Raw genomic sequence first — 12179 nt, forward strand, 5'->3', positions numbered from 1 at the left:
GTGAACGACCGCGACCTGCGCTCGGACCTCAACCCGACAACTCACCCGCCGAGCGCCAGGAATTCCGTTCGGCGGTGAAGGCTTCGGCTTGTTTCGCGCGGAACGACTCGATGGACGAGGCGTTCTCGGCGAGAAAGGCCCGGTAGTCCGCCAGGCGGAATTCGCCGTCCTCGGCCCGCACCCGCACGTCGCCCGCCGCGAAATCGGCGCGCAGGTCGAGGAGTTCCTCCGACTCGACGGGATACCAGCGGATGCGGTCGAAATAACGCAACAGCCAGGGTGTTTCGGCTCCTGACGTGGCACGGTCCGCTCCAGGGGAGACTCCCGGCGCCGCACCGGCCCGGTGATTCCACACCTGGGTGGTGCGCCCGACGAATTGATAGCCGCCCGGCCCCTCCATTCCGTAGATGCACAGATACGCGCCGCCGATGCCGACCGCGTTCTCCGGCGTCCAGGTGCGGGCGGGGTTGTACTTCGTGGTCACCAGCCGGTGCCGCGGATCGGTGGGGGTGGCGACCGGCGCGCCGAGGTAGACATCGCCGAGGCCGAGAACCAGGTACTCGGCCCCGAAGACGGTGTCGTAGACGTCGGAGACGGAAGCCAAACCGTTCATGCGGCGGATGAACTCGATGTTCCACGGGCACCACGGCGCGTCGGCGCGCACACCGTGCATGTAGCGGGTGATCGCCTCGCGGGTGGACGGGTCGTCCCAGGACAGCGGCAGATGGACCACCCGGCTGGGCACCACGAGCCGATCGGAGGCGGGCAGCTGCGCCTCCGACTCGGCGAGCAGGTCCAGCAGTACGGGCACGGACAGCACGTGCGGGTCGACCCGGATCTGCAACGACCGGATGCCGGGGGTCAGCTCGGTCACGCCGCGCACCCCGGCCGCGAGCAGGTGCTGGTGCAGAGCGTGCACACGGGCGCGCAGGCCGAGGTCCAACGTCATGGCGCCGTATTCGACGAGCACGCCGTCGTCGCCCGCGCGCCGGTAGGTCACCGCGGTCTCGTCATCGGCCTCGGCGCGGCGCAACACCCCGTCGTCGCCGTCGCCGCCCGTGGACAGCACTGTCGGCCACGCGGCGCGCCGTGCCGGACCGAGTTCCCGGATCGAGGCGGCGCGGTCGCCGCGCACCGGGACGAACCGCACGCGGTCACCGGGGGACAGCTGACCGAGCTTCCAGCGGTCGGCCGCGACAACGGTGACCGGGCAGACGAAGCCGCCGAGGCTCGGCCCGTCCGGACCCAGCAGGATGGGCGTGTCGCCGGTGAAGTCCAGCGCGCCGACCGAATACGGGGTGTCATGGATGTTGGACGGGTGCAGTCCCGCCTCGCCGCCGTCGGTGCGCGCCCATTCCGGCTTCGGCCCGATCAGCCGGACGCCGGTGCGGTCGGAGTTGAAGTGCACTTCGTAATCGGTGCCGAGGACGGTCTCGAAGTCGGCGCGCGTGAAGAACTCCGGCGCGCCGTGCGGACCCTCGGTGACCGCGAGTTCCCAGCGACGGGTGAGCACGGGTTGTTCGTCCATCGGCACGGCGGTGGCGACCCGGCCGCGGGGCACGCCCAGCGCCAGCGACGCGCCGGTGCGCAGCGCGCCGCCGGTGCCGCCGCCGAATCGGCCGAGGGTGAAGACGGCGGCGCTGCCGAGGTATTCGGGCACGTCGATGCCGCCCGCGATCAGCACGTAGCAGCGCATGCCCGGCCCGCGCACCGCGCCGACGTCCAGCACGCCGCCCGCGGGCACAAGCACGGTTCGCCACTGCGCCGCCGCGACACCGTCGACGGTCACCTCCGCCGGTGCTCCGGTGACACAGACCCAGGTGGCCGCCGTGAACCGGAGCGCGGGACCCCCGAGGGTGCATTCCAGTCCGGCGGCGCCCTCCTCGTTGCCGAGCGCGCGATTGCCCAGACGGAAGGACAGATCGTCCATCGGTCCCGATGGCGGCACGCCGATATGCCAGTACCCGACCCGCCCCGGCCAGTCCTGCACGGTGGTGAGCATGCCTGGGCGGACCACCTCGACTCGACCGGATCGCGCCGGTTCGGGCTGCGCCGTCGCGGCGAGCGGTAGTGCGGCGACGGTCATCGCGACACCACCATGCGCACCGGCGTCGGTTCGAAGCCGTTGCACGGGTTGTTGATCTGCGGGCAGTTCGAGACCAGCACCAGCGTGTCGATCTCGGCCCGCAGCGTGACCCGCTTGCCCGGCGCGGACAATCCGTCCACGATGCCCAGCGTGCCGTCCGCCTCCACCGGAACGTTCATGAACCAGTTGATGTTGGACACCAGGTCGCGTTTGCCCAGGCCCCAGCGCAGGGCTTCGGTGAGGAAGTTCTCCACGCAGGCGTGCTGGTGGCGGGTGTGGTGTCCGTAGCGCAACGTGTTGGACTCCTGCGAGCAGGCGCCCGCGATGGTGTCGTGGTTGCCGACCTCGTCGGCCACCACGGTCATCAGCGCCGTTCCCGCGTCGGTCAGCAGCACGCTGCCGGTGGTGAGGAAGATGTTGCGCTGTGCGGCGATCGTGGCCTGCGCGCTGTAGCGGTCGGAGTGGTCGGCCGCCGAGTACAGCAGGCAGTCCACCGCCTGGTTGCCGTGCAGATCGATGATCTCCAGGTACTCACCCGCCCGGACCACCGCCGACCACGGCGAGCGGGCGGGGACGGTCTCGTCGAGCACGATGGCGCGGGCCGTGGTCATGCGATTGCCTCCAGGGTCAGGGCGGCCGCCCAGGCTTGTTCGGTGTTCTGCACGGCCCGCCGATATTCCGGGTCGTCGTTGCCGGGTACTGCGAGGTCTTCCGGCGCGGCCCACGCGACGACGTCGAGGTCCGTCGCGGGCCGGTCGTCGAGCGGGTGCGCGGAGTTGGCGACCAGCACGGTGACCGGCAGGTGCACGAGCAGATCGACGGACGAGCCCGCGGCGGCGCTTCCGATCGGGACGAGGGCGCCGTCGCGCTCCACGCGCACGCCGCGGAAGAACGAGACCGTCGGCCCGATGTCTCGGGGTTCCAGGCCGTGCTTGGCGCCCGCTAGGCGCAGCGAATGGCGAGCCCGGCCGGTCGGCCCGCAGAGCGCGTCGTGGTGGCCAGAGGTGTCGGTGAGCACGGTGGCCAGCACCCGGCCCTGGTCCGACAGCAACGGATGACCGCTGCCCAGGTACGCCTGCCACGGCACCTTGACCGTGTCGGCGACATTAAGGCGCTCCCATGGCGCGTCGGTGCGCACCAGGAGCAGGTGCGCGCACGCCGCGCCGGCGGGATCGGACAGGCGGACGCGGGTGCCGCGCCCGAGCGCGATGTTCGCGTATCCGCCCGCTGGGATCCGCTGCGCGAAGGTGATGCGCGCGGAGTCGATCTCGGCGGGCAGCGTGGGCGTCGCGATCGCCGCCGCCGCGGCCTGCGCCCGTGCGTGCGCTCGCGCGCCGGAGGTGTCCGCAGTGCTTGTCACGGTGTGTCCTTTCGGATGCCGGTTCGTCGGCGTGGGCGGCGGTGCGGGCAGGCACCGCCGCATCGGGCGTTCAGGCCGGTTGCGGTGCGGGTTCGGCGTTCGCGACCGGACGCGACCAGCCGACCACGAACCGGTGCACCAGGACACCGATGGCGAGCACCAGCACCACGAAAAGCGGTGCGGCCCAGAGCATCCACCAACCGCCGCCGTCCGGGGTGTAGACCTCGGCCCGCGGCCAGGCCAGGTTCACCACCATCGCGACGCCCCAGATCACGGCGAGCGCGTTGACCGGAATACCGAACCGCCCCAGGCCGAACAGCCGCGCGTCGGTGCCCGCGTCGGGCAGACCGGTGATCCGGCGGACCAGCAGCGGCACCGTCACCAGCAGGTAGGCCAGATACAGCGTCACGATGCAGACGCTCGCCAGCGTCGCGAAGATCGCGGCGTTGCCGAGATTGAGCACCAGCAGGCCGATGCCGAGCGCGCCGATCACGACGGCGGGCAGCACCGGAGTGCCGTACCGCGGGTGCACCGCGGCGAGCCGGGCGGCGAACGGCAGCTTGCCGTCGCGCGCCATGGAGAACATCAGCCGCGAGCCCGCGGTCTGGATCGCCAAGGTGCACACGGTGATCGCGACCGCCACGCAGCCGAGCAGCACCTTGCCCGCCGGGCTGTCCAGCTTCGCGGTGAGCACGTAGGCGAGGCCGTCGGAGGCCAGCGCGCCGTCGGACAGACTCGGCGCGGCCATCAGCGCGCCCAGCAGCATCAGCCCGCCGCCCAGCGCCGAGACCGACAGCGCGGTGAGAATGGTGCGGGGCGCGACCCGGCGCGGGTTCTTGGTCTCCTCGGAAAGCTCGCCCGCGGAATCGAATCCGACCATGACATAGGCCGCCATGAGCCCGGACACCAGGAACGCGGCCCAATAGGGACCCGGCGCGGCCTGATCGGTCTGCAGCACCACGCCGGGTCCGCGCTCGGCGGTGGTGAAGAACAGCGCGATGATCGCGAGCACGCCGACGATCTCCACGGTGACGCCGATCGAATTGATCCGCGCCATCAGGTCGATGCCGAGGACGTTGATCAGCGTGGTGACCACGAGCAGGATGCTGCCCAGCAGCACGGCGTTGGTCGCGCCGGACGGCGAGGTGAGCGCGGTGTCCGTGCCGACGAACTGGAATCCGCTCCAGATCGAGGGCAGCACCACCTGAAGCGCGATCGCCGCCGCGGCGGCCGTGACGATCTGCGCGATGATCATCATCCAGCCCGCGAACCAGCCGACGAGTTCACCGCCCAGCCGCCGTGACCATTGGTAGATGCACCCCGAGATCGGGTAGCGCGCGGCCAGTTCGGCGAAGTTGAGCGCCACGAGGAACTGTCCGGCGAACACGATCGGCCAGGTCCAGAAGAAGGCGGCTCCGCCGAACGAATAGCCGAAGCCGAAGAACTGGAAGATCGTAGTCAGGATGGAGACGAAGGAGAAGCCGGCCGCGAAGGAGGCGTAGCGGCCGAGCTTGCGGTGCAGAACGGGCTGGTAGCCGAACCGGGCGAGGTCGGCGCCGTCGCCGGTGAGATCGGGCGGTGGGGTCGGGGCGAGCGTGGTTGCCATGGGCGGTCCTTCGGCGTGCGACCAATAACTATCAGACGACAGTTTTGCGGTCCTGATCGCGCTTCCGGTGACCTGTGTGTATCGCTTCTGCGTCCCCCGGTAACTTCTGTGTTGCCGTTATTTCTATCAAGTGACAGAAAACGCACCGGGCCGAGCGCCGTGCTCGAGCGGACGCCGACCGCACCGGAGCGTCCGCGCGCCGACCTGCCAGAATGGGCCCGTGGCAAACCTCGGTCCAGGACGGCCGCGCGTCGAGCAGCGACGCCGACGCGGATCCACGCCGCGCGCCGAAATCCTCGACGCCGCAGGCGAACTGTTCACCACCAACGGGTACGCCAATACCTCCACCCGCGCGATCGCCGACGCGGTCGGCATCCGCCAGGCCTCGCTGTATCACCACTTCGCGGCCAAGGACGACATCCTCGACGCCTTGCTCGCCGAAACCGTGGCCGCGCCGATCGAGCTGGCCGAACGGCTGCGCGCGCAGCGCGAGCCCGCGCCGGTCCGGCTGTACGCGCTGGCGCTTTTCGACGTGCGGCAGTTGTGCGCGTCGCGCTGGAATCTGGGTGCGCTGTACCTGCTCCCGGAACTGCGGACCGAGCGCTTCGCCGCGTTCCGCCTGCGCCGCGACGAATTGCGCGGACATTACGAGACGTTGGCCGCGCAGGTGCTGGCCGAGGGGAGTGCGGCGAGCGTGCCGGGCACCGAATCGCTGCCGTTCCGGTTGGTGGAGACGGTGATCGGCATCCGCTCGGACGAGGGCGCCGCGCCGAAGCACGCGGAGCGGACCATCCCGGCCGCGGTGCTGCGCACGCTCGGCTGGCCCGGCGATCTCGACGCCCTGCGAGCCGAGGCGGTCGTGCTGCTGGACCGGATCGCGGCGCCCGCGTCCTGAAGCTCAGGACTTGCCGGTGCCCCGGACCCAGTCCAGCCCCCAGCCGTATGCCTTGTCGACCTCGGTCACGCCCCAGCGCGGCCGGTTCGGCGGCGGTGGGACGAAGCGGCCCTCCCGGCGCACCACCAGTTCCGCGCCGGTGTTCTCGACGAGCGCCAGCACCACGTCCCGGGATCCGTCCGCGCAACCGTCGACGCTCAGTTCGATCGGTGGGGCGCTCGCCGGGTACAGCGTCGCGGTCACCCGGATGCCGCGCAGGTCGGCCGCGCCGTCGTACAGCGTGGCGAAGACCAGTATTCGGCGGAGCGCTGCCGCGTGACCGAGATCGACCTCCAGGTTCTCCCCACCGGCGCTCGCCCCGGAACGGTCGTCCGCGTCCAATCGGATGAACGGCGGCCGCTCCAGCGACCCGAAATCGCCGACCGGACGGATATCCCCCTTACGCCCATCCGCCAGTTCCCAGAAACAGCACAGGTCGAGATCCAGCGCGGCCGGGCCCGATATGCCGGATGCGGTCCAGTCCAGATTGATTCGCATGATGCCGGAGTTCGCGCCGTGCGCGGTCAGCGACACCGAGGGGGACGCCATCGTCAGCGCGAGTCGGCCGGAAGGTTGCGCCCCGGAAGCGTTGCCAATCGGCGGAACCGGCTGTCCCGCCGCAGGCGCGGGCATGCGAGCCGGCGGGTACTGCCCCGACGCCGGGTACTGGCTGGGCGGCGCGTAATGGACTGGTGGAGGCGGGCTTATGTGGGGTGCCCCATACCGACCCGCCGACGGTGTGTACTGGCCCGGCGGTGGCGCGGGGTGGTCCGGCGGTGCCGCGGAGCCGCCCGGCGTCGGATACTGCGGAGCCGCGGGCCGGTCGGAGGGAGCCGAGTACCCGCCCGCCGGGGCGTGCTGACCGTGCGGCGGTGCCGCGTGGCTTCGCCAGGACGCGCCGGAAGAATCGGAGGGACTCGGTGCGGAATCGGCCGATCCTGCCTCAGGCGGGACGAATCCGCCCGCACGCGGAACCTCCGGCGAAGTGCGCAGGTTCGATTCCGCCGTGGGGGTGAGCGGTGGCAGCGCGGACCGACCGCGGCCGGGCTCCGGCGGCACCGCTCCGGTCGGCGGCGGTGGCGGGGTGAACTCGTGCGATGGCGCAGGCGGTGGTGGGGGCGGCGCGTATTCGTGGGGCGGGGCGGGCGCCTCGTCCACCGAGATCCCGTAGTCGGTGGCCAGCCCGGCCAGACCGGAGGTGTACCCCTGGCCCACCGCGCGGAACCTCCACCCACCGTCGCGCCGGTACAGCTCGCCGAGCACCACCGCGGTCTCGCTCGTCGCGCCGATGCTGTCGAAGCGGGCCACCTCGGATTCGCTGCCCACCTCGACGACTCGCACGAACAGCCCGTCCAGCAGCCCGACGGCGCCGCCCTCGGTCGATGCGGCGACGACGATGCCGTCGATCTGCGGCTCGATCCGCGTCAAGTCCGCGACCAGCACATCCAGCACCGTCGAACCGGGCCGTTTGCCCTCGTACCGGACGGCGCCGGAAGGGTGGGCTGGTTGGTTGTAGAAGACGAAATCGCTGTCGGATCGCACTTTCCCGGACGCCACGAGCAGTGCGGAAGCGTCGGCGTCCGGCGCGCCCCGCCACCCCACTTCGATCCGGACGGCGGAACTCGGCACGGGCACGTTGGCGCCCTTCGGCATGGACACGTCTGTCAACGTAACCGATACCGGCGCACGGCGTCCCGCATCCGCGTGCTCCCGAGCGGCCGGGATCTCAGTGCGTCGGCGGCGCGATCTGCCAGTGTTCCTGCAACGCCCCCGCGATCTGCGGAAGCACGGTCACCGGAACGCGCTTGTGCCGCAGAACCGCCCGGATCTCCATGACCTGATCGCGTTTACGCAGGTCGTAAGCGCCCGCGACCGGACGGACCACCGGCGGGATGGACAACAGGACCAGCTCGCCGTGCGGTTCGTCGCCACCGGACAGATCCAGCGCCAGCGACCAGCGGGCGCGCTCGTCGAGGGTGAATCGCCCGGCCACCACCCGGTCCCACGGAATGCTGGACACCGTCCACGGCTTGCGCCGGTAGATGGCGTGATCGGTGAGCACGACGGCGTCCCTGGTGAACAGCGCGGCCAGCACGGCGATGCCGACGACGGCGCCGGCCAGCAGGCCGGTGAACACCCGATTCACGCCGAACGCGACGACGAACGAGCCGCAGATGGCGACGGTCGCCACGATGCCGAGCACGCTGTAGAGGGCTGCGCGCTGCGTCGGGACGACACCTGCCCGCACCGTTGTCATCTCACCTGCCTGTCCGTGCCGCATTTCCGGCTCACGCTACCGCCTCCGCGCACCTGCGCACACCTGGCCGTTTCCCAGATGTGGCCGGGGCGGTCACAGGGTCAGCGGGACCGCGGCCTCGGCGGTGTACACCAGGAACGTCAGACTCTGCTGGAAGTACAGCTGCACCGACGTGCTGTCGTGCGACAGGTAGCCGATGGACAGGTCCTGGCCGATGCGCAGATCGAAGTCGCCGCCACGGGTGGTGAGCACGATCGCGCCGTCGATGGCGGGCGCCCAGATGATCTCCCCTTCCGGGATCAGGCGCTCGATGTGCGTGCGGATCATGTGCCCGTGGTCGGAGGTCTCGCTGACCGCCGTGTACAGATCGGCGCTGAGCAGCACCGAATACGGTCCGTCGACGCCGGCCAGCCGCAGGGCGCTCAACGCCTGCGCGATCGCCTCGGGCACCAGCCGGGTGTCGCTGGGCAGCGTGATCGGCTCGTTGGACGAGGCGGCCCGGATGCCGGTGATGTGCGCGGCCGGGTACCCCTCGAAGATCGCCCGGTCCTCGGCGAACGCGATCTTCTTCGCGGCGTCCTTCACCGGGTCCAGGTCGGTGTCCTGCGCGCCGCGCTCCACGTTGTCGAGTTCCTCGCGGGAGAGCGTGAACGGCACGCGCAGTTCGACCAGCGGCGCGACCACCCGCTGACGGGCGAAGACCCCGGCATCGGGCGAGTCGATCGGTGTGGTGCGCCCCGTGCCCACCGCGGAGTAGTCGACGCCGTGCGGCCCGGACAGGTCGACGACGCGACGGCCCGCGATGTGCCGCTTGAACGTGCGCGTCGCCTCCTCCTCGATGGCCGCCCACGCCTCGGCGGTGATCGGCGCGAGTTCGCGATGGAGGTTGTTCATGACCGGATGCTCCTTTTCAACGAGCCGATACCGAGGACGCCGTCGCCGGAGGGCGCGCCGGTGCCGGGCGGACTTGCGAGGCCGGCGCCGTCGGTGTCCACGGACACCGCGACGTCCGTCGCCTCCCACGGTGCGGGCGGCAGGTCGTCGAGGAAATCGACGGTGGGTGCGAAGAACGACGTGCCGGTGTGTGCGACGGAGAAGTCGAGGATGCGGTCGTAGGCGGCCTCGCCGGTGCCGAGGAACATGCGGGTGAGCATGCGTTCGGTGACGCTCGGCGTGGCGGCGTAGGCGATGTAGTAGGTGCCGAACACGCCGTCGCGCACGCTGCCGAAGGGCATGTTGCCGCGCAGGATCTGGCGTTCGGTGCCGTCCGGATCGATCAGCGTGTTCATCTCGACGTGCGAGTCGGCGGGCTTGATCTCGTCGGGGAGCTCGAAGTCGTCCAGCTTGGTGCGGCCGATCACGCGCTCCTGCTCCTCGACCGACAGCGCCCGCCAGTCCGCCAGCGGGTGGGTGTACTTCTGCACGATCACGTAGCTGCCGCCGGTGAAATCGGGATCCTCGTCGCCCACCAGCGCGGCCGCGGCGGCCGCGCGGCCCTCCGGGTTCTCGGTGCCGTCCACGAAACCGAGCAGGTCGCGCTGTTCGAAGTAGCGGAAGCCGACGGTCTCGTCCACGATCTTCCCCGCGCCCGCCAGCCGGTCGGCGATGGCCATGGCCAGTTCGAAGCAGGCGTCCTGGACTTCGGACTTGATGTGGAACAGTAGGTCGCCCGGTGTCGCGGGCGCGGTGTGGCGGGCGCCGACGTACCCGGGAAAAGGATGCAACTCAGCGGGTTTCGGCCCGGCGAAGAGCCGGTCCCAGGCGTCGGAGCCGATCGAGGCGACACAGGTCAGGTTCGCACCGGGCAGGCGGAAGCCCACCGAGCGGCGCAAACCGGTGATGTCGGCGAGCAGGTCGCGGACTGCCGCTTCGCCGCCCTCGTCGATCGTGGCGACCAAGAAGATCGCCGACGGCGTGAGCGGTTCGAGGATCGGCTGCGGCTCACCCATGATCGACACCCTAACGCCCGGCCGGGTCGGCCGCGGCGTGGACCCGCGTGGCGGCGGCTACATCGCTACGGTCAGCAGGAACGCGACGTCGTCGATGGCCTTGACGCTGTGGCGCGCCTTGGGCACCACGATCAGGTCGCCTTCCGAGCCTTTCCATTCGTTGGCGCCGCTGAGCAGGATCAGTGTGCCGCTGAGCACCAGCAAGGTGGCCTCACCGGTGTTGTCGTGCTCGGCGAGGCTGTGCCCGGCCGTCAGGCCGACCACCGTCTGCCGCAGCGTATGCGTGTGGCCGCCATAGATTGTCTGGGAACTGCGTCCGCTCGTGGCGAGGGTCGCCAGCTTCAGTTGCTGGCGCGCTACCGCAGTCAGCGATTTCTTTTCCATGGACCGCCTTTCGCAGATCACCACAGCCGATGCCGGGCTGGTGGCAACGGCTCGAGGCGTTCGGCCGGACGCGGGGTCCGGCCGCCGCATATCGAGGAGTATGCCCGAGTCGGCTGCGGCGCGGGCCGGGTTTCACCGGCCCGCGCGTCGGGACGGCGTTCCGGGGCTCGCGCGGTGTGGCTTTCCGCTAGGCCATCGGCTGCCGGGTGTAGTGCCGGATTCGGAAGCGCAGACCGGTGGTCGAGGTGCGCCAGGGCTCCGGGTCGTCGGGCCGCCACTCCGGTCCGATCGACGGCGCGAAGGCGTCGCCCTCGACCGCGGTATCTATCTCGGTGACGCGCAGGTCGGTCGCGAACTCGAGCGCGGCGCGATAGATCTCGCCGCCCCCGGCGACCCAGACCGCGTCCGGGGCGCAGGCGGCCAGCGCCTCCGGCACCGAGGACGCGCGCTCGGCGCCGTCGGCCGACCAATCCGGCTGCCTGGTCACCACGATGTTGCGCCGCCCGGCCAGAGGCCGGAACCGCGGCGGCAGCGAATCCCAGGTCCGTCGGCCCATGATCACGGGATGTCCCCAGGTGACGTCCTTGAACTGCGCCATGTCCTCGGGCAGTCGCCAGGGGATGGTGTTGCGGTATCCGATCACCCCGTCGAGAGTCTGCGCCCAGATCAGCCCGATCGTGCGGCCTTCGTTCACACCGCCACCGGGGCCTTGATGGCCGGATGGTGCCGGTAGCCGACTATTTCCACGTCCTCGTAGCGGTAGTCGAACAGCGTCGGCGCCGGGTGCAGCCGCAGCGTGGGGAACGGGTAGGGGTCGCGCCGGAGTTGCTCGGCGACCTGCTCGAGGTGGTTGTCGTAGATGTGGCAGTCGCCGCCGGTCCAGATGAACTCGCCCGGCAGCAGTTCGGTCTGCTGGGCGACCATGTGCGTCAGGAGGGCGTAGCTGGCGAGGTTGAACGGCACGCCCAGGAACAGGTCGGCGCTGCGCTGGTAGAGCTGGCAGGACAATTTGCCGTCGGCCACGTAGAACTGGAAGAACGCGTGGCAGGGTGCCAGCGCCATCTTGTCCAACTCGGCGACGTTCCACGCCGAGACGATGATGCGCCGGGAATCCGGGTCGGTGCGCAGGGTCTGCAACACCTGGGAGATCTGATCGATGTGGGTGCCGTCGGGCGTGGGCCACGACCGCCACTGCACGCCGTAGACCGGGCCGAGCTCGCCGTCGGCGTCGGCCCACTCGTCCCAGATGGAGACGCCGTGTTCGCGCAGCCAGCCGATGTTGGAGTCGCCGCGCAGGAACCACAGCAACTCGTACACGATCGACTTCAGATGCACTTTCTTCGTGGTGACCAGCGGAAACCCGGCCGAGAGGTCGTAGCGCAACTGGTGGCCGAAGATGCTGCGCGTCCCGGTGCCGGTGCGATCGGCTTTCTTCGTGCCGGACCTAAGCACCAGCCGGAGCAAGTCCTCGTACTGCGTGTCGGGAGCCGATGCCGGATCGAGCGCGTCATGAGCCACGTCTGGCAACTCTAGTCGTCGTCCATCCGCGCTCGGTGAGCCGATCGGGCGCGTCCTGGGCGCCGCCTGGCCGCCGTGGTCGTGT

At 70.4% G+C, this 12179-nt stretch carries 12 protein-coding genes; 1 reads left to right on the forward strand and 11 read right to left on the reverse strand.

Annotation, left to right across the window (positions count from 1 at the left end; translation table 11 throughout):
* Positions 1 to 28 precede the first annotated feature (28 nt).
* From GVY64_RS17805 to GVY64_RS17820, 4 genes are all read right to left on the reverse strand, one after another.
* Positions 29 to 2086 carry a 5-oxoprolinase/urea amidolyase family protein gene (locus GVY64_RS17805; RefSeq protein WP_159842801.1) on the reverse strand — a complete coding sequence of 686 codons (2058 nt, stop codon included), beginning with the start codon at positions 2084 to 2086 and terminating at the stop codon, positions 29 to 31.
* Complete coding sequence (locus GVY64_RS17810) at positions 2083 to 2697, reverse strand: urea amidolyase associated protein UAAP2 (RefSeq protein ID WP_159842803.1); 615 nt, start codon at positions 2695 to 2697, stop codon at positions 2083 to 2085. Before GVY64_RS17810 ends, GVY64_RS17805 begins: the two co-directional genes overlap by 4 nt.
* Positions 2694 to 3446: a DUF1989 domain-containing protein gene (locus tag GVY64_RS17815; protein ID WP_236566937.1), complete on the reverse strand. Its 753-nt coding sequence runs from the start codon at positions 3444 to 3446 to the stop codon at positions 2694 to 2696. The genes GVY64_RS17810 and GVY64_RS17815 overlap by 4 nt, the downstream gene beginning before the upstream one ends.
* A gap of 70 nt (positions 3447 to 3516) precedes the next feature.
* Positions 3517 to 5052: an amino acid permease gene (locus GVY64_RS17820; RefSeq protein ID WP_159842807.1), complete on the reverse strand. Its 1536-nt coding sequence runs from the start codon at positions 5050 to 5052 to the stop codon at positions 3517 to 3519.
* A gap of 220 nt (positions 5053 to 5272) precedes the next feature.
* Here GVY64_RS17820 and GVY64_RS17825 point away from each other — a divergent pair, with 220 nt between their 5' ends.
* Positions 5273 to 5947: a TetR/AcrR family transcriptional regulator gene (locus tag GVY64_RS17825; protein WP_159842809.1), complete on the forward strand. Its 675-nt coding sequence runs from the start codon at positions 5273 to 5275 to the stop codon at positions 5945 to 5947.
* 3 nt (positions 5948 to 5950) lie between these two features.
* On the opposite strand, the gene GVY64_RS37870 is transcribed toward GVY64_RS17825, so the two are convergent.
* The 7 genes from GVY64_RS37870 to GVY64_RS17860 all read right to left on the reverse strand — a co-directional run bounded on the left by GVY64_RS37870 (position 5951) and on the right by GVY64_RS17860 (position 12094).
* Positions 5951 to 7639, reverse strand: a complete 1689-nt coding sequence (locus GVY64_RS37870; protein ID WP_236566952.1) for a TerD family protein — start codon at positions 7637 to 7639, stop codon at positions 5951 to 5953.
* Positions 7640 to 7712: 73 nt separating this feature from the next.
* Positions 7713 to 8243, reverse strand: coding sequence for a hypothetical protein (locus GVY64_RS17835; protein ID WP_159842811.1), 531 nt, complete (start codon positions 8241 to 8243; stop codon positions 7713 to 7715).
* 93 nt (positions 8244 to 8336) lie between these two features.
* A complete protein-coding gene (locus GVY64_RS17840) occupies positions 8337 to 9137 on the reverse strand; it encodes a family 1 encapsulin nanocompartment shell protein (RefSeq protein ID WP_159842813.1) in 801 nt (266 codons plus the stop codon).
* Positions 9134 to 10192, reverse strand: coding sequence for a Dyp-type peroxidase (locus GVY64_RS17845; RefSeq protein ID WP_159842815.1), 1059 nt, complete (start codon positions 10190 to 10192; stop codon positions 9134 to 9136). Before GVY64_RS17845 ends, GVY64_RS17840 begins: the two co-directional genes overlap by 4 nt.
* A gap of 57 nt (positions 10193 to 10249) precedes the next feature.
* Positions 10250 to 10576 carry a cupin domain-containing protein gene (locus GVY64_RS17850; RefSeq protein ID WP_159842817.1) on the reverse strand — a complete coding sequence of 109 codons (327 nt, stop codon included), beginning with the start codon at positions 10574 to 10576 and terminating at the stop codon, positions 10250 to 10252.
* Positions 10577 to 10763: 187 nt separating this feature from the next.
* On the reverse strand, positions 10764 to 11270 hold the full coding sequence (locus tag GVY64_RS17855) for a dihydrofolate reductase (protein ID WP_159842819.1): 507 nt from the start codon (positions 11268 to 11270) through the stop codon (positions 10764 to 10766).
* Positions 11267 to 12094, reverse strand: coding sequence for a thymidylate synthase (locus GVY64_RS17860; protein ID WP_159842821.1), 828 nt, complete (start codon positions 12092 to 12094; stop codon positions 11267 to 11269). The genes GVY64_RS17855 and GVY64_RS17860 overlap by 4 nt, the downstream gene beginning before the upstream one ends.
* Positions 12095 to 12179 lie beyond the last annotated feature (85 nt).

This window comes from Nocardia sp. CY41 (assembly GCF_009829325.1).
Classification (GTDB): domain Bacteria; phylum Actinomycetota; class Actinomycetes; order Mycobacteriales; family Mycobacteriaceae; genus Nocardia.